Raw genomic sequence first — 25937 nt, 5'->3', positions numbered from 1 at the left:
AAACTAGGGTGAAGTTACTTCCAACTTGTAACCGTTTGGTTAGCGATGATTGTTCACTCTAGGGATATAAAAAGATGAAAAAAATAGCTGCTTTAACTACCGCACTAAGCGTTGGTGTTCTTACTTTAGGGATGTCATTCACTACGGCAGCCGCAGATTTAGAAGAAATCGAGAGCCGTGGCTACATGACCGTGGCTACCGAAGATAATTACGCACCGTTTAACTTTATGAGTGGCAGCGACCCGGACGGCTTTATCAAAGACATTTTGATTGAACTGGAGGAGTACGCTGACTTCGAAATCCGCCAGGATATTTTGCCCTGGACAGGGCTGCTGGCGTCGGTGTCGTCGGGCCAGTACGACATGGCACTGACTGGCGCTTCGGTGACCGATGAGCGGCTGCGGGTGTTCAACTATGCACCGCCTTTCGCCTCCGCCCAGCACTTTTATATCAAGCGGGCGGGTGATGACCGTATCAATAGCGTTGCAGATTTAAGCGGTATGACGCTGGGCGTTCAAGCGGGCAGTGCACTGCTGTCGCGCCTGCCAGAGCTGGAAGTCATGCTGGAAGAGAGCGGTGGCGAACTGGGCGAGGTCATGCAGTATGAAGCCTATCCAGAAATCTACGCTGATCTCGCCAATGGCCGTGTTGACTACGTTATCAACTCCATCGTGCCGGTGAATGACCTGATCAGTGAGCGACCAGACGTATTCGAAGCGGGCCAGGCCGTCTCCGGCCCGGGCTATGTGGCTTGGCCGATGCGTAAAGATAGTCCCGAACTGTTGGCCTATATCACCGATTTTATGAGCCACCTGCGCGATTCCGGCCGCTTGGCCGAGCTACAGGAAAAATGGTTTGGCGAGTCCTTTGACGACCTGCCGACAACACCGATCACCTCCGTAGAAGAGTTCCACGAAATGGCCGGTATGTAAGCCATCACCTTCGCCAGCCGCCTGTGCGCATCCAGCCGGGCGGCTTATCCAATCAAGCGAATCAGGGGGTGAGTGGGCATGGACAGTAGCGCATGGGGACTTCTCATTCAGGGTGCCTGGACAACGCTGTGGATCTCCGGCATCTCCATTGCCATCGGTGTGGTGATGGGGCTGTTGATTGCGTTGCTTCGAGTGGCAAAAATTCCCGTTCTGCATCAAGTGCTAGGGGTTTATATTAGCCTGGCGCGGGCAACGCCGCTGGTAACGCTGGTGTTGTTTATCTTTTTAACCGCACCGACCATGGGCGTTAACCTCAACCGCAATGTGGCCGGTATCATTGCGCTAACGCTCAATACCACTGCCTTTAACGCCGAAATTTGGCGCTCTGCGTTTAACAACTTCTCCAAAGATCAGCGTGAAGCCGCGCTGGCGATTGGCATGACCCCATGGGTCTATTTTCGCCGCATTATGCTGCCGCAAATTACCATTACCAGTCTGCCGGGCTTGGTCAATGAGATGTCGTTTCTGATTAAAGGCAGTCCCGCCATTGCCGTCATCGGCGTGGTCGACCTTACCCGGGTGACCAACCGTATCTCAGCGGTTACCTACGACCCATTGCCACCCATTTTAGCGGCTGCGGCGCTGTATATGCTGATCATCAGTTTGTTGGTGTGGTTTCAACGTGTGGCTGAGCGCAAGGCCAGCCGACTGGCCGTTTAACGTGGCCATTATGGGGGAACCTCTATGAGCAATTGGGACATTCTTTGGTCGTCTTACGATGTGTTTTTAAGTGGTTTTTACAACACCTTAAAACTGTTTGGTTTATCCGCCGTGTTAGCTTTTTTAATGGGCAGCGGTATGGTGTTTTTGTTGGAAGGCTCTCGCCCACGGTTGAAGATTCCGCTGCGAATTTTTATCGATGGCATGCGCATGCTGCCGTTTTTGATATTGGCGTATTTGCTCTATTACGGTTTACCCAGTGCAGGCATTCGTATGAGCGCCTGGACGGCCGGGATTATTGCCCTGGTGATTTACCACGGCGCTTATTTTGCCGAAATTCTGCGTGGCTGCCGCGCCACTTTTGCCCAAGGGCAGGTCGAAGCCGCCATCGCCCAAGGGTTCTCGCAGCCTAAAATGTTTATGCGCATCATCTTGCCGCAGCTGATATTAAAAACCCGCGGCTTATTGGGCAATCAACTGATCATCCTGCTCAAAGACACCGCCTTTCTGGTGATTATCACCGTGCGCGAACTCACCGCGGCGGCGAGCAGCCTGTCGAGTACCTACTTCATTCCCATGGAAGCATTCATTGTGGTGATCGGCTTCTACTGGTTGATCAGTATTGGTTTAGAACTGTTTATCAAAATGATTGGCCGTTTTGGCGCCAAGCGAGGATTTGAAAATGCCTGAGACCGCCGCTGTCAGTATTCGTAAACTTTCCAAAAGCTTTGATGGCACCGAGGTGCTGCGTGATGTATCGCTTGAAGTGCAGCCTGGTGAAGTGGTGAGTATTTTGGGCTCATCGGGGTCGGGTAAATCCACCCTGCTACGCTGCATTAACTGGCTTGAACAGCCCGACCGCGGCGACATTCGTATCGACGGTGACCGCATCGGCGTCAACGACACCGGCAAACCCATGTCGCGACGCGAGCTTGCTGGCATGCGTGCGCGCTTGGGCATGGTGTTTCAGGGCTTTAACCTCTGGCCTCACTTGAGCGTGCTGCGCAATGTCACCGAAGCGCCTATTCATGTGCAGGGGGTAAGCAAGAAGGAGGCCGAGGAGCGTGCTATGGCGCTACTTGAGAAAGTCGGGATGGCCGATAAACGCGAGCAGTACCCCTACACCCTTTCGGGCGGGCAGAAACAACGGGTCGCGATTGCCCGGGCGCTCGCCATGCAGCCCAATGTGATGTTGTTTGACGAGCCCACTTCAGCCCTTGACCCTGAACTGGTGGGCGAGGTGTTAGGGGTCATCAAGGATCTCTCCAAAGAGGGCTACACCATGGTGCTGGTAACCCACGAGATGGAGTTCGCCCGGGCCGTTTCTGATCAGGTGGTGTTTCTCGACAAAGGCATCATTATCGAAAAATCCCACCCCAGCGAATTTTTCGTCAACCCCAAAACCGACCGGGTACGGCGCTTCCTGGAACTTGAAGCGCCGCTGGTGTGAATCAAAGCATTGATCCCAGTGAAATCGAACGGGCTATCGCTAACGGGCAGCGCCTAGGCTGACAGAGAGGGCTGTATTGCACTAGACTGACACAAACATACGCAGGAGGCGCTTTATGAGCACCCCACTGGATCCGATTATCAGCGAATTTGAGACACAGGAGCAGGCCGACAGCTACCAGCGCTGGTTTCGTGAGCGGGTACAAGCCAGCTTGGATGATCCCCGGCCTTCAATCCCCCATGATGACGTGATGGGCGAAATGCGTGAGCTGATCGCTAAGCGTCGCGATGCTGCTAGTTGAGTGGCGCCCCCAGGCCCGTGAATCGTTGTGGGCGATCCTTGACTACCTCAGTCAACGTAACCCGTATGCCGCTGAGGCGCTTTACCAAGCCATTGAAGAAGCGACCGAAGCGCTACCTCAGCATCCCTACCTCTACCGCCCAGGCCGCGTTGTCGGTACGCGAGAAGCCGTAGTGCACCCTAACTACATCGTGGTTTACCGCTTAGCGGCAGGCAGTATTGAAATAGTTAACGTTCTGCACGCACGCCAGGAATATCCCTAGCGAACCATTACCCCAACTGCCTGCGCCAGCGGTTCTCAATGGTATCCAACTCAGCTGGGCCGTAAAGGGCATGATCATGTTGCCCGTAGTAGGCCCATAATTGATCGCCGTAATCGAAGTGCCACCACTCGCTGGGCAGGTTGGTGAAGCCCTGCTGTTTCATGGTGTGGTAAAGCAAGCGGCGGTTATCCCGCGCCTTGTACTGTTGCGGGGTAAGCATTTCTAGATGCTCGAAATAGTCGCTATGCGAGGCGGGAATCGCTTCATCAAACAGGGTGCCCATATCCAGCGGCAGGCCATCGGCATCACAAAGTGTGACATCGACGGCACCGCCGGTGAGGTGCGGGCTGGGGGCTAAAGGGTCGCGGCTGGGTACCGATACAAACTCCCGTGTGCGCTCCAATAGCTCAGCTTCGCTGAGATCTGGATGGTGGTGATGGATGGCTTCATGCAGAGTATCAAACAAGTACTGCTGCACCCGCCATGGCCGCCAGCCATCCAGTACGATCAACCCGATGCCCTCGGGTAAGCTACGTGCTGCCGAGAGTAGCGCCCGATAAACTCCCTCACGAACGAAACACTCCGGTACCGCTCCCGGAATACCCAGCCGAGCATAGGCGGGGAACACGCTGACCGGTGCCGGGGCGAGGCTCATCGGTACCAGGCGTTCACCGTTATCTTCAATAGGCGCACGGCGCAACTGCTCCCAGCAAGGGGCTGGATGGCTGGGTATCGGCGGCAAAGCCTTCAATAGTTTGTTTAAAGGCATCATGTTATCCAAGCAGAGTGTTCTTCAAGAAGAGCATTAGCAAAACTGGCTATCAAAACTGAGTCGGTAGCCACAGTGTCAGCGGTGGAAACAGGATTAATAGAATAAGCACCGCAATTGCTGTCAGCACAAAGGGCCAAATGGTTCTGAACAGCGACACTATCTCTAGCCGACTGACCGCGGCGGCCACGAACACACAGGCCCCCAATGGTGGTGTGATTAACGCAATAGTAATATTCAGCGTGATGATGACGCCTAGATGGATGGGGTCGATACCCGCCATCATGGCCACCGGCGCAAAGATAGGCGTCAGTAGCATCAATGCCGATACCTCCTCCATAAACATCCCCGTTATAAAGGTAATGGCACTCAGTAACAGTAGAATCAGTACTGCGTTATCTATGTAAGGAGATAACAGTGAGACAAATTGCGCGGGCACTTGCGCATAGGAGAGCAGCCAGCTAATCGTGGCCGAGGCTGCCATGATCAAAAAGATCGCTGAGGTTAAGCGTGCCGTATCAAGGATGGCTTGCCAACACTCCTTGAAACGCAACCCTCCCAGCACAAAACCACATAGGGCCACGTACAGCGCTGTCAAAGCGCCCGACTCAGTAGGCGTAACAAAGCCCAGCACGATACCCGCAACGATAATGAAGGGGGCGATAAGTGCAGGCAGGGCGGCTACGAAGGCTATCGCAAGCTGGCTGAGCGAGGGCAATTGACCACTTTTGGGCAACCGGTGGCGCCAGGCATACCAGGCGTTCATGCCCATAAAGGCAACACCCAGCAGTAGCCCTGGCACAACGCCCGCCAGAAATAGATCACCGACTGACGTATTCGTCAGTGAGGCATAAAGAATCATAAAGATACTGGGGGGAATAATCGGGCCGATCAGCGAACTGCCCGCAGTTAAACCAGCGGCAAAGGCCCGTGAGTAGCCCTCCTTCTCCATGGCGGGCACTAACAGCGACCCCAGTGCCGAGGTGTCGGCTACCGCCGAGCCATTGACGCCAGCGAAGAAAACGCTCGACACCACATTGACGTGGCCCATGCCACCCCGCAGGTGACCTACTATCAAGCGGGCAAAGCCCATCAAGCGCTCCGTTAAGCCGCTGACGTTCATTAGGTTGCCTGCGAAGATGAACAGCGGGATAGCCATTAAGGAGAACACATTGATACCGCTAAAGAACTGCTGAGGCAGCATACGCGGAATCATTGAGGGGTCGACAAACAGAAAACCCACTATCGCGGTGGTAAGCAGTGCGATGAACAGAGGAAGCCCAAGTAGTACATGGCCTAAGAAAACCGCCAGCATCGTCGCAATCATAAAGAGTCCTCAACGGTTTTCATACAGAGTCCTCAACGGTCTTGAGCGGCGCGGGGCCATAGAGAAGCGCATGCCAAGCGAGTAGCAAAAAGCCCAAGGGTAGCGATAGGAGTGGCACCGTGCGGCTAATGCCGAGCCCGGACGTGGTAAACATGCTGACTGATAACGCATAGCGATAGCTTACCCATGCTCCCCCCGCTGCAATCACAAGGGTTAGCAGCCATTGGTACACATTAAGTAAACGAGCGAAGGGGGCGGGCAGTAGTTTCTCCAACAGGCCAACGCGCATGTGGCCTCCTTCCGACCAGACGGCCCCTGCCGCAAGCATTACAGTGGCGATAATTAAGAAACGTGACAGCTCATCTGTCCAAATGGGAGCACCACCGGCGATATAGCGGGAAAACACACCAAATAGAATGGCCGCAACGTTGAGGGATAACAGCGCACCCGCCAGGGTCAGAGTAATTGGGCGGCTAATCGCCAGTAGCCGGAATCTAAGCGTATGAAACATGGCAGCCTTCCATGAAGCGCTAGAACATTAAGCACAGAAAATAGAGGGCCAGTAAGGTACCAGCCCCTGTGGTTGCAACAGTGTTGAAAAGCCCGTTAGTCGAGCAGTTCGCTCATACCCGCATCTTCCAGCGCCATATCGATCCAGCGTTGCTCGATATCACGCTCTTCGAGCCATTCAAGATAAGCAGGCTGACCAATTTCGCGGAAAGCGGTGAGCTCCTCTTCAGAAGGGCGAATCACTTCCATACCTTGTTCTTCCAGGTAGGCGATACGTGAATCGACCTGCTCCTCGTTGTGCTCACGGGCATTGTGATTAGCTTCGGCGACGGCTTCCTGAAAGGCGCTACGAAGTTCATCATCCCAACCAGCGATCATTTCGCTATTTCCTACCAGGAACTGGTTGGAATACTGGATATTGGCGAGGGTCAGGTAGTCCTGTACTTCGTAAAGACTGCCCAGAATGATATACATCGGCGGGTTCATCTGGCCGTCGGCCACCCCTGTGCGCAGTGCCATGTAGGTTTCTGTCCAGGGAATCGGCGTGCCGGAGGCGCCGAAGGATTCGTAGAGAGCTACCTGACTGGGATCCATGGCTCGGAAGCGCAGACCTTCGAAGTCGTCAGGGTGACTGATCGGCCTTTCGTTATTGGTGAACGCTAAGAAGCCCCCTTCTTCGACAACCGCCAGCATATCGATACCGGCACGCTCTTGCAGAGCATTCCCAACTTCCTGCCAATATTCGCCTTCATCGAAGAAGCTACGTGCCGCCTCAAAGTCGTCGAATAGAAACGGAATCGCGCTGACGAAAATCTCATCAACAAGAGGAGACACGCCCGCAAACGACGCCACGTTGAGCATCGGCGTGTTCATGGCCTGTTCCATGCGCTCCTGCTCTTCGCCCAGCATACTGTTGGGGTAGAGCTCAAGCTGGATCTCACCGTCGGTCTTCTCGTTTACCAACGTTTTAAGATTCTCTGCAAAGACATGGACAGCATTCTTCTCGGGATCGGGCGCACCGTTGTAGCTCAGATTAATCGTGGTGGCTGCAAGGGTATTTCCTGCCATAAAAGCGCAGCTAATCAGGCAAGCTGAAATGAGTCGTTTAGGTGTAAACATTGGTTGAGCAAGCATCGTAAGTCTCCTGGTTTATTGTCGTGAGCTAGAAGGCGCTAAAGGCGCGTTATTAGATTTATAAGAAGTGCCTACTAGGAGACTATGTATTGAAGCGTTGACTATGCAATACCTAAACTGTGGCTTTTATTGCAACAGTCGTGGCGCATCGGCCGAAAAAAAACGCATGCCTTTGTGCAAATGATCGATGCAGGTGGTTGAGGCAACAGTGAGTTCTTGTCCTTTCAGACTAACAATTTGGGCGCGTGTACCACTCATCACCGGGTACTGCATCGGTAGCGTAAAAATTTCACCCCGCTCTATCTCATCCATTACGGTGAGCTCAGGCATAAACGTAATGCCGATGCCAGAGCGGACGAAATTCTTTAACACCGAAACAGAATTAGTATGTAGGCGCGCTTCAAGATGAATACGCTCCTGGTGAGCCACCATATTGACCATTTGCCGCATACCGAAGGGGTTGTCCATCAACGCCAGCGGCCAATCCTTAAAGTCATGCAGCGTCACGGGACGATTCAGCTCAATGAGAGGATGTTTGGGGGGCACAATGACATCGAGCGGCTGGCGCGTTTCCACATGGCAGAAAAGCTGCGGGTCTACCGGCGGTGCGTAAAGTAGCGCTATATCCACTTCACGGTCTTTGAGTAACGACATCGCTTCATTGACCCCCGCCATGCGAATTTCAACATTGATACCTGCAAATCCTGACATGAAAGTGCCTAATGGTGCGGCGATCAGGTCAGCGATAAACCCTTCTCCCACGGCAATGCGAACTTCCCCCCTCGTAAGGCTCTGTAGGGCCATTAGCTGGGATAGTACGGCCTCTTCTGAAGCTCGTTGGGCATGAAAATGATGCACCAGCAACTGGCCCGCAGCGGTTGCGCGCATCCCCCTTCCGTGCCGCTCACATAGCTGGATATCCAATTCTTCTTCAAGTGCTTTTAATTGGCGACTAACGGCAGAAGCATCGACATTGAGGTGGGCCGCGGCACGCCTGAGCGAGCCGCGGCGAATTACTTCATTAAGATAGGTTAATGCACGCTGGTTAAGCATAAAACACACCTGTGGTGGGATGTTTTATATCTTACCGGAAGCCTGCTCGGACTTGTCATGATTGGGGCTAGCTAAGCGATTGGGTGGCTTGCTGAGTGCGGACGTTTTTCTCTTCCACCGCATCTGTCAGCATATCGGCAGTAATGGCAGAAAGCGTCCAGCCGAGGTGGCCGTGCCCGGTGTTATAGAACACGGTGGGCAGTTTGCCGGGGCCGACCTTGGGCAGCATATTGGGCAGCATCGGACGCAGCCCTGCCCAGGGCACCACGCGGCGGGTGCTGACGCCGGGGAAGCACTCTTCCACCCAGCGAATCAGCGGGCGAATCCGGTTGTCGCGTATATCGCGATTAAAGCCGTTAAACTCGGCGGTACCGGCGATGCGGAAGCGGTCATCACCCAAACGGCTGGTGACCAGCTTGGTTTCGTCATCCAGTAAGCTAACGGTAGGGGCGGCCTGTTGGGAGGCAGTATCGTCAAGCTGCACGGTAATCGAGTAACCTTTGACCGGGTAAATATTGACCCGGTCGCCTAGCTTGGCGGCCAGGGCGCGGCTGCCTACGCCTGCGCATACCACGACGCTATCAAAGGTTTCGCGCACGGGTTCGCCGTCAGCCTCGCCTTCAATTGCGGCAGTGACCCAGGCGTGCTGTTCGTCCGCGCCGATATCCTGCACGCTGTGGCCATATTTAAGCGTTACGCCGCGGCGTTCGGCAGCTTGGGCCAAGCCATGGGTAAACTTATGAATATCACCCGTGGCATCGCTTTCGGTAAAGAAGCCGCCGTAGTAGCTGCCCGCTAGGGTAGGTTCGATGGCGCGCATTTCCTCGGGCGTCACCGGCTGTCGCTCTAGGCCGCCTTGGCTGAGCAGTTGCGATACCTTAGCGGCGTGGTCATAGCCCTTTTTGTCGCGGTAGATGTGCAGAATACCTTTCTGCTTTAAATCGAAATCGATCTGCTCTTCCTGCGCCCACTGAAACAGGTGCTCGCGTGCTGCAATGGCCAGCCGAGCGGTTTCGGTGGTGTTGGCAGAGTAGCGGGGGATAGCGGCGATAAATTCGCCAAACCAACTGAGCTTATGCCAGCTTGGTCGGGGATTAACTAAAAGAGGGGCGTCGTTTCTGAGCATCCAGCGCAGGCCCTTGATAACGGTTGGCCAGTGGTTCCACACTTCAGCATTAGAGGCTGAAAGCTGGCCGCCGTTGGCGAACGACGTCTCCATTGCGGCGTAGCGATGCTTTTCAAAGACAGTGACGTCATAGCCACGTTTGGCAAGGGCGTAAGCGCTGGTAATGCCGGTGATACCACCACCGATAACGGCAATGCGTTGCATAACTCTCTCCAGATTGTATGAGCGTCGGGAATCCCACCTAACGGCGTAAGCTGCTGGGCGTACCCCTTCCGTCATGGAACCTGAGAGATTCACGCATCCGTTGGGTGCGCTTGCTCCTTCGGTGGGCTGAGTGACGCAGTCATCAGCCGCTCTTCGGAAAGCGAGGGTGATAGCGGTCCGGTTGCCTGAGAGTTTCCGGGGTTGTTGCTCCTTCGGCGCTGGCGTCATCGCGATTGCTATCAGATGCGCCAAGCTCTCCCGCTATTACCTTGTGTCTTATTGTCTTAAATGCTGCTGTCTTTAATACGGTTAGTGTTTAATACAGTCAGTTTTAACGTGATTAGTTTTAGCATGAAAGACGACGATGGTCTTGAACGCTTATTCCACGGGTCTCATTCCAAGGGCCTTATTCCACGGGCTGTGCACGCTCGATGATCGCCGCACAATTCAGCCCGGTGGGCAGGGTGCCGGTGTTGAGGCCACTGCGCTCAGCTAGCCGCCCCGCGCAGAACGCATCGGCCACATAAGCGGGGGCGTGCTGTACCAGTAGGGCGCCCTGTAGCGCCAGAGCCATACCGTCCGCTAACTGGCGAGCGCGGTATTGGAGCGCTTGGGTATCCTGCATTTCCCGCTGTAACTGGTGTATAAAGCGATCCAGATGCGCATCAGCGCCTTGTGCTTTGGCGAGTTCTACAAAGTAGGCGTCAAGCACCTCGGGCTGCTTTTCAATCGCGCGCAGGATATCCAGACACTGCACGTTGCCGCTGCCTTCCCAGATGGCGTTGATGGGCGATTCGCGGAACAGGCGCGGCATCAAATGGGTTTCCATGACGCCGCTACCGCCGATGACTTCCATCGCTTCATAGGCGTGGTGGGGCGTGCGCTTGCAGATCCAGTATTTACCGACCGGTGTGGCAATGCGTGCAAGCAGACGCTCGTGCTCGTTGTCTTGCTGATCCATCGCTCGAGCCATGCGCAGCATCAGGGTCGTCGCGGCTTCACTCTCGATGGCCAGATCGGCGAGCACGTTTTGCATCAGCGGCTGCTCACTCAAACGCGCCCCAAAGGCATGGCGATGAGAGGCGTGGTGAATCGCCTGGGCGGTGGCCTGTCGCATGCCGGCCGCAGAGCCAATCATGCAGTCGTAGCGGGTCATGGCGACCATCTCGATGATGGTGCGCACACCGCGCCCTTCATCGCCCACCATCCAGGCAAAGGCACCCCGCAGCTCCGTCTCGCTGGAGGCATTGGCCACGTTGCCCATTTTGCGCTTTAGCTGCTGGATATGGAGCGGGTTTTTAGTACCGTCGGGTCGCCAGCGCGGCAGTAGAAAACAGCTCAGGCCGCCCGGGGCCTGGGCGAGCACCAGGAAAGCGTCGCACATCGGCGCGGAGACAAACCACTTATGCCCTACTAGCTCGTAGGCTTCCCCTGGCCCGCCTTGATCAATCGGATAGGCGCGGGTGGTGTTAAGCCGCACATCGGAGCCGCCCTGCTTCTCGGTCATTGCCATGCCGAGGGTGACGCCCTGTTTTTCGAAATAGGGCACGTTGCGCGGGTCGTAGTGTGGCGCGGTGATTTTATCGCCCCAGCTCTCAAGCAGGCTGGGCTGGTGGCGTAAAGCAGGCAGGGCCGCGAACGACATAGTGATCGGGCAGCCATGGGCCGCTTCCACCTGAGTGTTCAGATAGTAGTTGGCGGCACGTGTAACATGGGCGCCCGGCCCGGGGGTTCGCCAGGGGCTTGCGTGCAGGCCTTGCTCTACCGCTGTTTGCATTAGCTGGTGATAGGCTGGGTGAAACTCGATTAAATCGATCCGATGACCTTGCCGGTCATGGGTGACCAACTGCGGCGAGTAACGGTTGGCGTCAAACCCCAGGGCGATGGCTTCAGACGAGCCTGCCCACTGGCCAAACGTCTTGAGAGCTGTGTCGTCAGTACCGCCTTCGCGCTCGACGCCTTCCTGAAGCGCGCGATCAGTGGTGTAGCTGTTGTAGTTCTCCAGCGACGGTGGCTGGTTTTCCACCTTATGCGTACTGGCTTGGAGTTGGTCGTCGAGCGGGTAGTGATCAGTCATAGCAATACCTTGCGCGTAGAGATGATAATTGTGTTTATTTAAACGTACGTTTTATAGTTTTTAGGGTAGTTGCTTGGCAGGAAAGACGCTAAACATTGGAGGCGATGGGGAGCGGGATGTGGTGCTGCTTTGCTCAGTCAGCGTATTTAACCGACAATGCGGTTTATCCTTCTCAGTTTTGAGTACTATTAATGCAAGCAAACGCAATGCAGGCAAACGGCTTTTTTGACGAAATCGGCGAAACCATTGGCGAAGCGATACGCGTAATGGTGGAGTTTCTACTGGGCATTTTTACCAACTTCTTCGGAGCGTTCCGTGATTTTATTGACGGACTAACGCGTTCGCTAGGAATCAATGATTCAATTTTCAGCATTGCTGTCTTAGTGATCGGGCTGCTGATTCTGTGGGGCGGTTTGCGCGCGTTCCTGCGCGGCTCGCTGCTAGGCGGTATTATACGTACCGTGTTGGGGCTGTTTATTCTTTCCTGGCTGATGATGTAGACACTCAAAGAGGAATAACAAATGAAACAATATGCGTTGGTCGCCTACGACTACACTGATGAAGGTGCCTTGGATCGTCGCTTGGCTTGTCGCGAGCCGCACCTGGAAGGCCTGCGCCGCTTATATTCGTCGGGTAATTTCGTCAGTGGCGGGGTGATACTCAACGATGAAGGCAAAATGATCGGCTCTAATGCACATTTCCGATTTACCACGCGAGAAGATTTGGAGGCTTGGTTGGCGCAGGAGCCTTATATGACTGAGCGTGTTTGGGAGCAGGTCGATATACGTGAAGTTAAACTGTTTGATCCCACTACTTAATATGACGATCGAGTCTTGGAATTGTTTATAAAATTGTTCCTAAATTAATTGCCCGCCTTATTACTAGCCTTGATTAGCACTCCTATGCGCTGACGACTATCAACTGGTTTTCCCGTGAGTCAGTTTCATCAGGGGCATGATGGATTGTCATTTGCTTATTTGGTGCATTTTGGCATCATTTGCACTCATTTTGTGCAAAGCGAGTGTGATGAAAACTTATCTTGGCAAGATGCGGGGGAAGCCAATTAAGCGTGACCGGGTAGGTTGGCAGGATGCTTTTTGGTCATGGGTCGGTGCCTTTACCGGTATGGCGGTCATTTGTTGGTTAAGCTCGGCTTGGCTATCACAACAGCTGCTAATCGTAGGCTCCTTCGGCGCAACCTCGGTGCTTATCTATGCGGCACCTGAGAGCCCCTTTGCTCAACCCAGTCATGTGCTGTTTGGCAGCATGCTCTCCGCAGGTATTGGCGTTGCTTGTTATCAATTGTTGGGAGCGACACCGCTCTCGATGGCTCTGGCCGTATCGCTGTCGGTGCTGGGTATGCAGCTAACCCACACGGTTCACCCACCGGGAGCCGCGGCGGCTCTGATTGCGGTAGGCGGGGGTGCCAGCGTTCACCAATTGGGCTGGTGGTATCCGTTGTTACCCATTGGTGCCGGCAGTGTGGTCATGTTGATTATCGCCATACTGGTCAATAATCTTGCCCGTCACCGGCGCTATCCGCGCTACTGGTAATGTTAAAAACGGCTCAACTGCCGCTCTAGGGCAAAAATATGGGCGTCTTTGGCCCCTAGCTCGCGCAGCGCCTTGGCCAGATTGATCAGGTAGTCGCGGTTGGGGCCGCTGGGGCCATGGGCATTGGCAATTTGCTGGGCCATCTCGGCAAGCGGCGCCTCGCCTAGAAAGGCCGGATTGTCATCGCTGGCTAGATAAATAAGCCCTTCGCTCTGTTCGATCCCATTGCCCTTTTCATCAACAAATGTCAGCGGTACTTTTTCCCGCAAATAGCCGTTCTTCTCCCGCACATCCAGCGGTGCCAACACTTCTGGGGTAATGCGGTAAGCCATCCCGTGGCAAATCGAATCCTTGGCGCGGATCAGCGTCGCTACACGCCCGGGTGCTTCAGGGGTGCCGCGATGGTCGTGGGAAGCCTGCCAAAACCGCCGTTCCCAGCCTTGAATATAAGCTGGGCGGCGCTCTAGGAAGTCAAAATCGGCCTTCCAGATCAGCGAGCCGTAACCAAACAGCCAGATAGCCGCATGGCCCTCGAAGAAGTTTCTTTGCTGGTTTAAGGCAGTGGTGTCAAACATCAGTATCAAGCATCATGTTCTCGGCGTATTTGTTTCAGCGTCTATCTTATCATGTCACTGACGATCACTTGGGAGACAGACATGCGCGCGATTTTTCTGGTCGATAATGGCTCCCTGCGGCCCCAGGCAACGCTGAATTTGCGCCGCGTGGCGGCCTCGCTTAGCGAGCTGATTGGCGAAACCGTGCAGGCGGCTTCGCTGCTGCACTCTAACAAGATCCCAGCCGATGAGGTTGAGGGAATCCCTGCGACAACGCTTGGCCCCGCCGCTGAGCGCTGTGCCGAACAGGGGGCAACGGAGATCATTATCCTGCCGTTCTTTTTCGGCCCTAGCAAAGCGCTGACGGGCTACCTGCCTGAACGTATGGCCACGCTGCAAGAGCGCTTTCCTCACGTGAAGGTGCGGGTGGCCCAGCCCTTGGTGGATGAGTTCGGTAGTAATGACCTGCGTTTAGCCCATTTGCTGGCCGACAACGTGCGCGACAAATTTCAGCCAGGTACTAAGCCGCATGTGGCGCTGGTAGATCACGGCAGCCCGATTCCAGAGGTCACCGCGGTGCGCAATCGCCTGGCGGGACAGCTTAGTGTGCTGCTTGGTGAAGAGGTGGCCTGCGTTGCTGCAGCCTCCATGGAGCGCCGCGAGGGCGATGAGTACCGCTTTAACGAGCCGCTGCTGGAAAACTTGCTTGTATCACCCGAGTTCAGTTCAGGGCCAGTTATCTTGGCGATGCTGTTTCTTTCGCCGGGCCGCCACGCCGGGGAGGGCGGCGATATCGCCGAGATTTGTGCGGCCGCTGAACAGCAGCATCCAGAGCTTTCCGTTACCACGACGAAACTGGTGGGGGAACACCAAGGGATCGTCGATATTTTGCACTCGCGGCTGCGCCAAGCACTTGATGATCAACGCTTTCTACTCGATATTCCGGCAATCACCTGATGTGACGAAAGTCTGATGGGTGAATACCCGTCCAATAGCGCGTAGAATCGCGGGCCTTTCGTATTGTAAATACTGTTGTTACAGATATGCTAACCGGGGCTCTTTTTTTGTGATCGCAACCGCCAATATCACCATGCAGTTTGGGGCCAAGCCCCTGTTTGAAAATGTCTCTGTTAAATTCAATAACGGCAACCGTTACGGCCTGATCGGCGCGAACGGCTGCGGTAAATCCACCTTTATGAAAATTCTCGGTGGCGATTTGGAGCCCTCTTCCGGCCAGGTGATGCTGGATAGCAGTACACGGTTGGGTAAGCTGCGTCAGGATCAATTTGCGTTTGAAAACGAGCGCGTCATCGACACCGTGATCATGGGTAATGTTGAGCTCTGGTCGGTGGCTGCCGAGCGCGAGCGTATTTACTCGCTGGCAGAAATGAGCGAAGAGGACGGCATGGCCGTCGCTGATCTGGAAGTGCGCTTTGCCGAGCTGGATGGCTATACCGCTGAGTCCCGCGCAGGCGAACTGCTGCTAGGGTTAGGTATCCCCATCGAGCAGCACACCGGCCCGATGAGCGAAGTGTCTCCCGGTTGGAAACTACGCGTACTGCTGGCTCAGGCACTGTTCTCCGACCCGGATGTACTGCTGCTGGATGAGCCCACCAACCATCTGGACATCAACACCATCCGCTGGCTGGAAGATATTCTTAAAGCGCGCAGCAGCACCATGATTATCATCTCCCACGACCGCCACTTCCTGAACAGCGTCTGCACCCATATGGCGGATCTGGATTACGGTGAAATTACCCTGTTCCCGGGTAATTACGATGATTACATGACCGCTGCCACCGCCGCCCGCGAGCGTCAGCACTCTGATAACGCCAAGAAGAAGGCCCAGATCGCCGAACTGCAGCAGTTCGTTAGCCGCTTCTCTGCCAACGCCTCGAAGGCTAAACAGGCCACGTCGCGAGCGCGTCAAATCGATAAAATCAAACTGGAAGACATCAAACCCTCCAGCCGGGTTAGCCCCTTTATTCGCTTTGATCAGGCCAAGAAGATCCACCGCAATGCTGTCAATGTGGATGGCATTACCAAGGCCTATAACGGCGAGAAAGCGTTGTTTGAACGGCTATCCATGACCGTTGAAGCTGGAGAGCGAATTGCCATTATCGGCCCCAACGGCATTGGTAAAACCACGCTGCTGAAAACGTTAGCAGGCGAGCTGCACCCGGATGCGGGCGAGGTGAAGTGGACGGAAGCCGCTGAAGTGGGCGTTTTTGCCCAGGATCACAGCGACGATTTTGCCGTCGATGCCACGCTGTTTGAGTGGATGTCGCGCTGGACTAAAGGGGGCGAGCAGGTAGTTCGCGGTGCTTTAGGGCGGATGCTGTTTTCCAGTGATGATATTGGCAAGTCAGTGAAGGTGATTTCCGGTGGCGAGCAAGGGCGCATGCTGTTCGGTAAGTTAATCCTTACTCAGCCCAACGTCATGCTGATGGATGAGCCGACCAACCACTTGGATATGGAGTCTATCGAGGCATTAAACCTAGCCTTGGAGAACTACCCCGGTACGCTGCTGTTTGTCAGCCACGACCGCGAGTTTGTGTCATCGCTAGCCACGCGCATTATCGATATGCAGCCGGAAGGCATCGTCGATTTCAGCGGCAGCTACGACGACTATCTGCGCAGCCAGGGGGTGGTGTAAGCCTATTTGTATTAGCTATTTTTATAAGCATCGATAAGGCTATTCGCCAATGATCTGGGCGTAGGTTTCTTCGGTTGCCGTTTGATGGTCAGTATCCAGTACATTGGCATTAAATAGCGTCGCCGCTTCCTTGGCAAGTTCAACAAAAACAATCATTTGCTGGTTTCGGCGTTTTCGCAAAGGGGGCTTGACGATTAGGCTGATCCCTTTGATTGCTTCGCTGCCGCTCTCATCTCTGAAGAGATCAGGCAGCTCTCCCGGTAAAAATGCATTGGCAATAGTAATGGGGTTAGCGGGTTGCTGCCCATTGATTAAGAATACTTTCCTAAGCGGTTCATAATGAGCGTCTTTCTCACGTAACCATTCGGCAAGCCGCTCATCTGATCGCTCACTGGGCTGATCAAAAATAATGAATAGTGAGTGTTGTTTCACATTGTTAGTGCGCTTGGCCGGTGTGGATGTTTCGGACGGCTCCGGAGGGCTATTCGCTTGAGTAGATGCTGGGTTAGCGGCTTTCTCTTTCGCTGCGCGCCGTCGGCGACGCCAGGGGACAATGACATAAATAAATATCGCCGTTGCCATTGCGCCTAATACCAGCGATGCGAAGGCGAGTAATATTATAGTGGTGGTGCGATCCATACTCTCAGAACCCTTTGTTGTTTAATCAGCGCTCAAGCTTGATTTAACCGAAAAATAGTGGCGTTGAGGGCTAGCGCAAGTGCTACCCAGAGCCAGTAGGGCACCATAAGCCACGCGGCTAGGGTGTTGACCTGGAAAAACAGTGCGATGGCGATCGTAATTAATGCCAGTAACACCATGATATCTACCAGTGCAGCAACAATTTGTTTACGCCCAAAGAACAGCCATGACCAGGCTGCATTGACTAAAAGCTGCAGCGCGTAAACCACTAAGCCTGCCGTGCGCCATGCTGATTCTTCAGCCATGTATATTCGCCATGCGGCGATAGCCATCAATAGATACAGTATGCCCCAAGCAATAGGGAAGGCGATATCCGGCGGTGTCCAGGTGGGTTTGCGCAGTTCACGGTACCAACCATCGGGCCGAAAGCGCGCACCAGTCGTGGCGGTAAGGCCGACGAGCAGAAGAGATACCAGCAGCGCTAATAGTGAACCAAGCATTGATCACCTGTCTGTTCATACGAAAGAATCAATAGCCTAGCAGTGTTTTACAATGGGCAGATATAAAAAAAGCATCACCTAAGTGATGCTTTTCCAACGTAAGGGAGTAACAGCAATAGTGGCATGCTGTTTTAACTCATACGTTTAACTCATACGGTCATAGCCATTATCCATAAATGGATAGTCGGTATAGCCCTTTTCATCACCGCCGTAGAAGGTTTCATGGTTGGACTCGGTGAGCGGTGCGTTAACGCGGAAGCGTTCCGGTAAATCAGGATTGGCAATATAGGGGCGTCCGAAAGCAACCGCATCCGCAGTGTTTTCACTAATGCGGGCTTCAGCGCGCTCGGCATCGTAATTACCGCAGTAGATCAGGCTGCCGCTAAAACGCTTGCGCATCTGCTCGCGGAAACCGTCAGGGAAGGTGATATCACCACCGGCCCAGTTGGGTTCGTTAAGATGCAGATAGGCAAGGCCGCGCTTTGACAACTGCTCGGCCATGTAGAACGCCATCGCTTCTGGCTCATCGTCGGTCAGGCCAAACAGTTCGATAAACGGCGTCATGCGAATACCAACCCGGTCAGCGCCATAGACGTCAATCACGGCGTCGACGACTTCCAATGGGAAGCGGGCACGATTCTCCAGCGAGCCGCCGTACTGGTCGGTACGCTGATTGGTGCCGGTGGCTAGGAACTGGTTGAGCAGGTAAGCGTTAGCGGCGTGGACTTCGACCATATCGAAACCTGCCCGCTTGGCGCGCACAGCCGCCTGGCGGTAGTCTTCAACGATGCCGGGAATCTCATCGGTTTCCAACGCACGCGGGGTACTGGTGGGATGCTGGCCCGCAGTGCCATCTTCAAACTCGACGAAACACTGAGCGCCTTCACCTTTCAGTGCACTCGGCGCAACGGGCTGTTGGCCATCGGGTTGTACCATTTCATGGGAAACGCGCCCAACGTGCCACAGTTGCAGGGCAATACGGCCACCCTTAGCGTGTACTGCGTCCACCACGCCTTTCCAGCCCGCTTCCTGCTCATCCGTCCAAATGCCCGGTGTATACACATAGCCACGGGCAGTGGGTGAGATATTGGTAGCTTCGCTGATGATTAGCCCCGCACCAGCACGTTGACCGTAATAAGCTTCCTGCATCTTGCTCGGTACGCTATCGGGCGTACGCGAACGAGTCAGCGGCGCCATAATAACGCGGTTAGGAATTGATAGGCTGCCCATCTGGGTGGGAGTAAACAGTGTTTCGAAAGCCATCAATTAAGCTCCTTTTGAATGCTTCGATGAAATAGTACGCGTTAGAATAGACCAGTTTACTAGTTGACGCCAGCCAATGCTTTGCAGCCACTAGGTGGGGTGTTAAAGATAATACAAACGGAGCTGCACAGGTCAGTGGGTCAAGGATGAGGCAAGGACGAGGCAACGGAGACTCACGTTTTCAAAGAGAGTGCTGTTCGCTTGATAATTGCATTTAAATGCACCGTTCTACATCATAAGGTTAACTTAAGCGTTATAAGGCCTAGCACGTGCGATATGACGTCAATCAAACGCCTGAGCAAGCGGCATGACACCTAAACTTCCCATCAATATTGATGACTTGCTTCATCACCGCACGGTGGAAAGCGAACGCATTGAATATAAGGAAGGCTGGAACCCAGAATCCATCCTACACACCTTGTGTGCCTTCGCTAATGACTTTCACAATTTGGGTGGCGGTTACGTATTAGTGGGTGTGGCGGAAGAAAATGGCCAGCCGCAATTGCCGCCTGCTGGTCTGTTACCGGCGCAAATCGATGCCATTCAAAAAGAGCTGTTAAATCTTGGGCATTCAGCGACTGCGCCGCACTATCATCCATTAACAGCCACCTATGACATTCAGGGCAAAACCATTCTGGTGCTATGGGCCCCAGGCGGGGAAACACGCCCCTATAAAGCTAAAACCAGCTTAAGCAAGAAGAGCGATTGGGCCTATTACCTGCGCAAACATACCAGTACGGTAAAAGCATCGGGGCGGGATGAGTGCGAGCTGCTAAGTTTGGCGGCAACCGTGCCTTTTGATGATCGCTATCGCCAAACGGCGGATTTAAGCGATCTTTCCCCTTATTTGATGCGTGACTTTTTGCACGATATTGGCAGTGAATTAGCGGCAGAAGCCCGCGAACTGGATCTTGAAACCTTGGGCCGTCGATTGAATGTGGTCGGTGGGCCAAGCGAGATGGCCTTTCCCAAAAATGTGGGGCTGTTGTTTTTTAACGAGCATCCCGAGCAGTTTTTCCCAGCCACTCAAATAGATGTGGTGTATTTTCCAGACGGAGCCGGTGGTGACCATTTTGAAGAGAAGATATTTAAGGGCCCGCTGGGACGTATAACCCGTACGGCGTTGGACTACATTAACCGCAACTATTTGAAAGAGGGCGTAACAAAGCACGCTGATCGTCCCCAGGCCGAGCGTTTCTGGAATTTTCCGCTGGTCGCCATTGAAGAAGCGGTGGTGAATGCGGTGTATCACCGCTCTTATGAAATTCGTGAGCCCATTGAGATTCGTATTGATGGTCAGGAGCTTGTGGTTCTCAGCTTCCCAGGGCCAGACCGCTCAATTCGTTTGCAAGACCTGCAAGCAGGTACAGCAGTCAGCCGCCGCTACCGCAACCGGCGTATCGGCGAGTTTTTAAAAGAGCTGGATTTAACGGAAGGCCGTTCAACGGGCGTGCCAAAAATTCTTCGAGTGATGAAGGGGAACGGTTCTCCAGAGCCGGTGTTCGAAACCGACGATGAACGCAGTTACTTTTTAATTCGCTTACCCGTTCATAGAGGGTTTTTGGTTGATAAGGACATAGCCCCTGTAGCAACTAAGCAAGTAACCGAACAAGTAACCGAACAAGTAACCGAACAAGTAATGCGGTTATTGCAAGCTCTGCTTGAAGAGCCAATGAGCACTAAAGCACTTCTTGAGGCGTTATCACTCACGCATCGCCCGACGTTTATACAAAATTATTTACAACCGGCATTGGCACTGGCATTGATTGAAATGACACAACCTGGCTCGCCGCGTAGCCCAACCCAAAAATATCGATTAACAGACCTAGGTAAGCAAGTGCTTGCCACTAAGAATACACATCAATAAACCTTAACCTTTTCAAGGTCTGGAGCGTCGCTACTTGCCTGCTACCATGCTAGTGCCCCCACTAGATATCTGCTGGACTAGTAATGCCCCAATGCTCGCTCAGTTCCACTTCGTCCAAGGCCAGCGCCGCTTGACGGGGGTATCGATCTGCTGGAGCGCGCTAGAGATCGGCAGCATAATGGCACCCAATTGACGATGGCAGACGGCGCTACTGAGTACCCCAGGGCACTGTTTTAGTAGCAGCTCGCACTGCTGGGAGGCGATATAAAGCTGTTCGATAACAGGTGGGGCGAACAGCGGTTTGGCTTGTTGGCAGCAGCGAGTGAGTTCCCGCGAGAGCATTGACAGCATGCTGGTATCTAGCCAGCAGGGCAACGGGTCTTCCAGGCGGCCAGCAATCGAGTGCTGAACCGCTTCAAAAGAGGTGCGCAAAAATATCAATGTTTGGCGAAGTTGGCGCTGCTCACTGGTCATGGTGCTTACCCTTACCTCAAATGATCGTCACCTCATATAGATGAGAGAGCTAAAAATAGTGTTTCTCATTTGCATCTATGCTGACGATAGCGCTACTCCATCGACCTGTCAATACGGTGGCTATAAGGCGCAAGCACCTATGAGTGCGCCTCAAACAGCTGCCAGTCGTTAGTGGTCAGCGGTTTGGCGCCGTTTTCAGTCACTACCACGGTGTCGCTTATGCCTACTCCCCACTGGCCGGGTACACGCAGGCAGAGTGGCAGGTGAAAAACCATATTGGTTTCAAAGGTGCGGTTCTGGCCTTTGGCGATAAAGCCGGTACCTTCCACCCAGCTAGGTGGAAACTGCGCGCCCACGGCATAGCCAAATACGCCGGAGAAAAAATACTGGTCGCGCTGAGGGGCAAGAATTGCGTCGGCAGCCTGGGCGGCGTCATCAAAGGTGTTGCCTGGCCGCATGGCGCCGCACAGCGCTTCAAAAATTGAGCGGCATAGATCCCGGGTGGCAGAGAGAGCTAGGCTTGGCACGCCGGTTACCGCGGTGCGCATCATGGGTGCCGTATAGCGTTGATAAGCGGCGCCGAACTCTAAGAAGACCGGCTCATTGGCCTGGATGACACGCCGTTTATGGTTGACATGAATCACGCCAATGCGGTGTCCGCTGGTCACAATGGGCTGCAGGCTCATAAACTCGCTGCCATTTTCGAGCAGCGCTTTGGCTCCCACGGCGGCAATATCGTTATCGGTCATGCCGGGGCGAATGCTCTGTATGGCGATCTCTAAGCCTAGGGCGGTAATTCGTGCGCTCTCTTGCAGCATCTCAAGTTCAGCAGGGCTTTTAACAATTCTGAGGGCATCGACTAACGCGCCTGCCTCGTTAAAGCGTTCACGGCCAATGGTTTGCATCAGCGCATCAACCACTCCAAAACGTAGCCCGCTGCTCCAACCATCTATGCCGATTTTTTGACAGGGGGTAAGAATATCGGCCAACGGTGTGATGATTTCGTCCAGATTTTCCCAGCGGTAGCCAATGATCTCATCCACGCGAGCGGTCACCACTGCGGCGCCGGTTTCAATTGAAGCGACTTGCAGCACTAACCGCTCCTGCGTGCAAACCAGGCAGGCGTGAACCGAGACTTCAAAGGTGTGATAGCCGGTGAGGTAATTAATGTCGGCGGGATCGGTAAGCAGCAGAGCATCTAAGCCATGTGCGGTCATTGCCTGACGGATCTTATCCAGGCGTGCCTGATATTCGGCAGCGGGAAAGGGCAGTTCACTCTGGGCGAGCGTTTCCGCAAGGGCTTCGCGGTAGTGGTGATAATCCATAGCGACCTCCATCAATAGGTAAGGTCAGTATAGGCACCCGCTTTAAGCTCGCCGTTATCTCCCTCAACGCTAGCGGGTGAGCAGGAAGGCCTCCTGTGGAAAGAAGAAAACGGCGAACCGGTTAGCATGAAAGCTCGCCTTCAGAGGGACGGTATACAAAACGAGAGGTAACTCTTTCCAGTCTTGTGGCCGTGCCTCGTTATGAATGGGTGTTGCTTTTTTGATAACACTTTTCTGCGGAGAAAGAAGTATTGCCACCCTGTAAGGCTAGTATTTGCTGATGCTTGCGTATTTTTGTAACGATCTATATGATTATTTTGTTTAAAATAATCAACAAAAGGAATGTGATAAATGCAACCTCAAGCGTCTTCTGGTCATGTGGCGTCTTACTACGCTGCATCGTCAAACTCCACCTCACAACGGCCCATGCTGGAGGGGGATATTGAGTGTGATGTCTGTGTCGTGGGGGCTGGATTTACGGGTATCTCAGCAGCACTGCATTTGGCAGAGCGCGGCCACCGAGTGGTGGTATTGGAAAGTGTGGCAATTGGTTTTGGGGCGTCCGGGCGCAACGGTGGTCAGATCGTTAATAGCTATAGCCGTGATATGGACGTTATCGAGAAACAAAACGGCGCTGAAACCGCCAAAGCGCTGGGCGCTATGGCCTTTGAAGGAAACCGGGTTATCCGTCAGCGCATTGAGAAATATCAGATCAGCTGCGACCTAAAAGAGGGCAATCTGTTTGCTGCCTGTAACAAGAAGCAGTGGGAAGGCTTAAAGGAACAAAAAGCCTTATGGGAACGTTACGGCCATCATGAGTTAGAGCTGCTGGAAGGCGAAGAGGTTAAGCGAGAGATAGGCAGCGAGCGCTATGTGGGCGCATTGGTGGATCATTCCGGCGGGCATCTGCATCCTCTCAATCTGGTGTTGGGGCAGGCGGCAGCGCTGGAGTCCCTTGGCGGCAAGATTTTTGAACACTCCCCCGTGACCCGTGTAGAGCATGGTGAGCCGGTAACGCTGCATACGCCCAAAGGCCGAGTGACCGCTCAGCGGGTCGTTATGGCAGGCAATGCCTACCTGCAAGGGCTGTTGCCCAAGCTGGAAAGCAAAGCGATGCCGTGCGGCACCCAGATTATTACCACTGAGCCGCTGCCAGCAGCGTTAGCCGCACGATTGCTGCCTAACGATAAAGCAGTAGAAGATTGTAATTATCTACTGGATTACTATCGCCTTACCGCTGATAACCGTTTGCTGTATGGCGGGGGAGTGAACTATGGCGGGCAGGCGTCTGCGAGTATTGAGGCGGCTATTCGGCCGAAAATGCTGGCGACCTTCCCTGAGCTTGGCGATGTCCGTGTTGATTACGCTTGGAGTGGTAACTTTTTGCTGACGCTTAACCGCCTGCCGCAGTTCGGGCGTATTAACAGCAATGTTTACTACGCGCAGGGTTACTCTGGCCACGGGGTTACCTGCTCCCACTTAGCAGGCAAGTTAGTGGCAGAAACGATTAGCGGTGAAGAGACGCGTTTTGAAGCTTTTGCGCAGATTTCCCACCTGCCAATGCCCGGTGGTCGGCTGTTACGTGTGCCGCTTTCTGCGCTGGGTGCGTGGTTCTACGCCATGCGTGATCGACTGGCGGTTTAGCGGCATATAGCTTGATGGTTGCATAGCAACGGGCTGACGGAGAGAGTAGCCAGCCCTTTTTTTAGATAAAAAACTAATAGAAGAACGGGATAACAGGGCAAGATAGAGATACATGAAAAAGAGAGACGTCGAGCGCCTCTCTTTTTTCTATTGACGCTATCTATGGCCCAATCACTTACACGTGCCGCAGGTACCAGTCGTACTCCATCGCGCTAACTTCACGCATGGTTTCGGCGCGCTCTGCTTGGCGGTTGGCAATAAACACGTCAATAAAGTCTTCGCCGAGTTGTTCGCCGAGTACGCGGTTGTTCGCCAGCAAGTGCAGCGCTTGGGTCCAGCTGTTAGTCAGCTGAGGCGCGATTTGGTCGTAGGCGTTGCCGATAATTGGCTCCGCAGGTGCAATCTTTTGGGTTAGCCCATGGTGAACGGATGCCAGCACGGTGGCCAGCAAAAGGTAGGGGTTAACATCGGCACCCGCCACACGGTGCTCTATGCGTCGCGCTTCTTTTGGGCCGGCGGGGACGCGTATTGCCACGGAGCGATTGTCGTAACCCCAGGTAGGTGCCATGGGTACATAGAGTCCTTCCTGAAAACGGCGGAACGAATTGAGGTTGGGAGCCAGCAATGCCATGGAGTCCGGCATCAGTTCCAGCAGACCTCCTACCGCGTGTTGCAGTGCTGCGCTTTCCAGCGGGTCATCGCCGTTTTCGGCAAAGATATTATGTCCGTTGCTATCTACCAGACTGACGTGAACATGGGTGCCGCTACCGGCTTCTAGACCGTAAGGCTTGGCCATAAAGGTGGCTTCAAAGCCGTGCTTTAATGCAACGCCCTTGATCAGACGCTTGAGCAGCACCGAGTGGTCGCAGGCACTCAATGCATCATCTGTGTGGATCAAGTTGGCTTCAAATTGGCCGGGTGCACACTCTTTCAATACCGTATCCAGCGGCAAACCTTGTGCCTGAGCGGCACTCTGTAAGTCATTGATAAATTCAGCGTACTCGTCTAGCTCCAGCATCGAATAAAGCTGGCTTTGAGTGGCCCGCTCGCCGCTGGAAGGAGACTGCGGTGGCTGAATCAAGTTTTCATCGTCGCGTAAGCGATCGACCAGATAAAACTCTAGCTCAAGGGCGACGACGGGGGTTAAGCCACGGTCGGAGAACTGCTCAAGAATACGCCGCAGTATTTGGCGAGGATCGGCAAAAAACGGCGAGCCATCCATCTCCTCCATGGTCATCAATAGCTGGCCATACTGGTTGTTATCCATCCAGGTGACCGGGTTGAGTGTGCCCGGAATGGCGCGACATACGCGGTCACCGTCACCACTGGAAAGCCCAAGCCCGGTCTCCTCCACGGTGTTGCCATTGATGTCCAGCGCAAACACCGAAGCCGGCAAATAGATGCCTTTTTCAAATACTTTGGCAAGGTTATCGCAAGGAATGCGCTTGCCACGGATGACGCCGTTAAGGTCACTGATCAACAGGTCAATGCTGGTGATGTCTGGGTGCCGGTCGAGAAAGTCCGAGGCTACGTTTTGAGCGTCTGTGTCATTGGCAGAGGACATACGTTGTACCTTATTTTTATGCCGTGTTAGTT

The 25937-nt window shown here is 54.0% G+C and carries 27 protein-coding genes and 1 riboswitch; of the genes, 13 read left to right on the top strand and 14 right to left on the bottom strand.

Translation table 11 applies throughout. The features are described 5' to 3' along the window. Nucleotides 1-74 precede the first annotated feature (74 nt). From J7J49_RS11725 to J7J49_RS11700, 6 genes are all read left to right on the top strand, one after another. Nucleotides 75-932, top strand: a complete 858-nt coding sequence (locus J7J49_RS11725) for a transporter substrate-binding domain-containing protein (RefSeq protein WP_215092761.1) — start codon at nucleotides 75-77, stop codon at nucleotides 930-932. 78 nt (nucleotides 933-1010) lie between these two features. Continuing rightward, nucleotides 1011-1652, top strand: a complete 642-nt coding sequence (locus J7J49_RS11720) for an amino acid ABC transporter permease (RefSeq protein WP_064235400.1) — start codon at nucleotides 1011-1013, stop codon at nucleotides 1650-1652. Between the two features lie 24 nt (nucleotides 1653-1676). Next, complete coding sequence (locus J7J49_RS11715) at nucleotides 1677-2342, top strand: amino acid ABC transporter permease (protein ID WP_064235399.1); 666 nt, start codon at nucleotides 1677-1679, stop codon at nucleotides 2340-2342. Next, nucleotides 2335-3102 carry an amino acid ABC transporter ATP-binding protein gene (locus J7J49_RS11710; RefSeq protein ID WP_215092759.1) on the top strand — a complete coding sequence of 256 codons (768 nt, stop codon included), beginning with the start codon at nucleotides 2335-2337 and terminating at the stop codon, nucleotides 3100-3102. Before J7J49_RS11715 ends, J7J49_RS11710 begins: the two co-directional genes overlap by 8 nt. Nucleotides 3103-3217: 115 nt before the next feature. Next, nucleotides 3218-3403, top strand: a complete 186-nt coding sequence (relB, locus tag J7J49_RS11705) for a type II toxin-antitoxin system RelB family antitoxin (RefSeq protein WP_215092757.1) — start codon at nucleotides 3218-3220, stop codon at nucleotides 3401-3403. Then, a complete protein-coding gene (locus J7J49_RS11700; RefSeq protein ID WP_215092755.1) occupies nucleotides 3390-3665 on the top strand; it encodes a type II toxin-antitoxin system RelE/ParE family toxin in 276 nt (91 codons plus the stop codon). The genes relB and J7J49_RS11700 overlap by 14 nt, the downstream gene beginning before the upstream one ends. A 7-nt stretch (nucleotides 3666-3672) precedes the next feature. On the opposite strand, the gene J7J49_RS11695 is transcribed toward J7J49_RS11700, so the two are convergent. The 7 genes from J7J49_RS11695 to J7J49_RS11665 all read right to left on the bottom strand — a co-directional run bounded on the left by J7J49_RS11695 (nucleotide 3673) and on the right by J7J49_RS11665 (nucleotide 11865). After that, nucleotides 3673-4437, bottom strand: a complete 765-nt coding sequence (locus tag J7J49_RS11695; protein WP_215092753.1) for a M15 family metallopeptidase — start codon at nucleotides 4435-4437, stop codon at nucleotides 3673-3675. Between the two features lie 49 nt (nucleotides 4438-4486). Further along, entirely contained in the window at nucleotides 4487-5761 is a 1275-nt protein-coding gene (locus tag J7J49_RS11690; protein ID WP_215092750.1) for a TRAP transporter large permease, read from the bottom strand. 19 nt (nucleotides 5762-5780) lie between these two features. Further along, nucleotides 5781-6272, bottom strand: a complete 492-nt coding sequence (locus tag J7J49_RS11685; protein ID WP_215092748.1) for a TRAP transporter small permease — start codon at nucleotides 6270-6272, stop codon at nucleotides 5781-5783. A 95-nt stretch (nucleotides 6273-6367) separates the two neighbouring features. Continuing rightward, on the bottom strand, nucleotides 6368-7405 hold the full coding sequence (gene dctP / locus J7J49_RS11680; RefSeq protein ID WP_215092746.1) for a TRAP transporter substrate-binding protein DctP: 1038 nt from the start codon (nucleotides 7403-7405) through the stop codon (nucleotides 6368-6370). Between the two features lie 126 nt (nucleotides 7406-7531). Beyond that, entirely contained in the window at nucleotides 7532-8458 is a 927-nt protein-coding gene (locus J7J49_RS11675) for a LysR family transcriptional regulator (RefSeq protein ID WP_215092744.1), read from the bottom strand. 67 nt (nucleotides 8459-8525) lie between these two features. Beyond that, nucleotides 8526-9863: a D-amino acid dehydrogenase gene (locus J7J49_RS11670; RefSeq protein ID WP_353048373.1), complete on the bottom strand. Its 1338-nt coding sequence runs from the start codon at nucleotides 9861-9863 to the stop codon at nucleotides 8526-8528. Nucleotides 9864-9951: 88 nt separating this feature from the next. Further along, a riboswitch (glycine riboswitch) is annotated at nucleotides 9952-10059 on the bottom strand. Nucleotides 10060-10194: 135 nt separating this feature from the next. Beyond that, nucleotides 10195-11865, bottom strand: coding sequence for an acyl-CoA dehydrogenase family protein (locus J7J49_RS11665; protein ID WP_215092729.1), 1671 nt, complete (start codon nucleotides 11863-11865; stop codon nucleotides 10195-10197). Between the two features lie 206 nt (nucleotides 11866-12071). Between J7J49_RS11665 and J7J49_RS11660 the strand changes: the two genes are divergently transcribed. The 3 genes from J7J49_RS11660 (at nucleotide 12072) to J7J49_RS11650 (ending at nucleotide 13419) form a co-directional block, all read left to right on the top strand. After that, on the top strand, nucleotides 12072-12365 hold the full coding sequence (locus J7J49_RS11660; RefSeq protein ID WP_215092871.1) for a hypothetical protein: 294 nt from the start codon (nucleotides 12072-12074) through the stop codon (nucleotides 12363-12365). A gap of 21 nt (nucleotides 12366-12386) precedes the next feature. Then, nucleotides 12387-12683: a YciI family protein gene (locus tag J7J49_RS11655; protein WP_064235394.1), complete on the top strand. Its 297-nt coding sequence runs from the start codon at nucleotides 12387-12389 to the stop codon at nucleotides 12681-12683. Between the two features lie 208 nt (nucleotides 12684-12891). Beyond that, nucleotides 12892-13419: an HPP family protein gene (locus tag J7J49_RS11650; protein ID WP_215092727.1), complete on the top strand. Its 528-nt coding sequence runs from the start codon at nucleotides 12892-12894 to the stop codon at nucleotides 13417-13419. Between the two features lie 2 nt (nucleotides 13420-13421). On the opposite strand, the gene J7J49_RS11645 is transcribed toward J7J49_RS11650, so the two are convergent. Further along, a complete protein-coding gene (locus tag J7J49_RS11645) occupies nucleotides 13422-13994 on the bottom strand; it encodes a gamma-glutamylcyclotransferase (protein WP_215092725.1) in 573 nt (190 codons plus the stop codon). A gap of 81 nt (nucleotides 13995-14075) precedes the next feature. On the opposite strand from J7J49_RS11645, the gene J7J49_RS11640 reads away from it, so the two are divergent. Then, entirely contained in the window at nucleotides 14076-14930 is an 855-nt protein-coding gene (locus J7J49_RS11640) for a sirohydrochlorin chelatase (protein ID WP_215092723.1), read from the top strand. A 109-nt stretch (nucleotides 14931-15039) separates the two neighbouring features. Further along, nucleotides 15040-16629: an ABC-F family ATPase gene (locus tag J7J49_RS11635; RefSeq protein ID WP_215092720.1), complete on the top strand. Its 1590-nt coding sequence runs from the start codon at nucleotides 15040-15042 to the stop codon at nucleotides 16627-16629. Nucleotides 16630-16668: 39 nt separating this feature from the next. Here the strand turns inward: J7J49_RS11635 and J7J49_RS11630 are convergent, their stop codons facing one another. From J7J49_RS11630 to J7J49_RS11620, 3 genes are all read right to left on the bottom strand, one after another. Next, the gene (locus tag J7J49_RS11630; RefSeq protein ID WP_215092718.1) at nucleotides 16669-17268 is read right to left on the bottom strand and encodes a cell division protein ZipA C-terminal FtsZ-binding domain-containing protein; all 600 of its coding nucleotides are present in this window, start codon (nucleotides 17266-17268) and stop codon (nucleotides 16669-16671) included. A gap of 32 nt (nucleotides 17269-17300) precedes the next feature. Next, complete coding sequence (locus J7J49_RS11625; protein WP_215092716.1) at nucleotides 17301-17768, bottom strand: TspO/MBR family protein; 468 nt, start codon at nucleotides 17766-17768, stop codon at nucleotides 17301-17303. 144 nt (nucleotides 17769-17912) lie between these two features. Then, complete coding sequence (locus J7J49_RS11620) at nucleotides 17913-19031, bottom strand: alkene reductase (RefSeq protein WP_215092714.1); 1119 nt, start codon at nucleotides 19029-19031, stop codon at nucleotides 17913-17915. Between the two features lie 307 nt (nucleotides 19032-19338). On the opposite strand from J7J49_RS11620, the gene J7J49_RS11615 reads away from it, so the two are divergent. After that, nucleotides 19339-20898 carry an RNA/DNA-binding domain-containing protein gene (locus tag J7J49_RS11615; RefSeq protein ID WP_215092712.1) on the top strand — a complete coding sequence of 520 codons (1560 nt, stop codon included), beginning with the start codon at nucleotides 19339-19341 and terminating at the stop codon, nucleotides 20896-20898. 99 nt (nucleotides 20899-20997) lie between these two features. On the opposite strand, the gene J7J49_RS11610 is transcribed toward J7J49_RS11615, so the two are convergent. Continuing rightward, complete coding sequence (locus J7J49_RS11610) at nucleotides 20998-21372, bottom strand: hypothetical protein (protein WP_215092710.1); 375 nt, start codon at nucleotides 21370-21372, stop codon at nucleotides 20998-21000. Between the two features lie 137 nt (nucleotides 21373-21509). Then, nucleotides 21510-22697 carry a M24 family metallopeptidase gene (locus J7J49_RS11605; protein ID WP_215092708.1) on the bottom strand — a complete coding sequence of 396 codons (1188 nt, stop codon included), beginning with the start codon at nucleotides 22695-22697 and terminating at the stop codon, nucleotides 21510-21512. A 351-nt stretch (nucleotides 22698-23048) separates the two neighbouring features. Between J7J49_RS11605 and J7J49_RS11600 the strand changes: the two genes are divergently transcribed. Continuing rightward, nucleotides 23049-24341 (top strand): NAD(P)/FAD-dependent oxidoreductase, encoded by a 1293-nt coding sequence (locus J7J49_RS11600; RefSeq protein WP_215092706.1) that lies wholly within the window; start codon nucleotides 23049-23051, stop codon nucleotides 24339-24341. Nucleotides 24342-24516: 175 nt separating this feature from the next. On the opposite strand, the gene J7J49_RS11595 is transcribed toward J7J49_RS11600, so the two are convergent. After that, a complete protein-coding gene (locus J7J49_RS11595) occupies nucleotides 24517-25905 on the bottom strand; it encodes a glutamine synthetase family protein (protein WP_215092704.1) in 1389 nt (462 codons plus the stop codon). Between the last annotated feature and the right edge of the window lie 32 nt (nucleotides 25906-25937).

Origin of the sequence: Halomonas sp. ISL-56 (assembly GCF_018612805.1) — a bacterium.
Lineage (GTDB): Bacteria > Pseudomonadota > Gammaproteobacteria > Pseudomonadales > Halomonadaceae > Vreelandella.
This window is presented reverse-complemented; position numbering and strand designations above follow the sequence as displayed.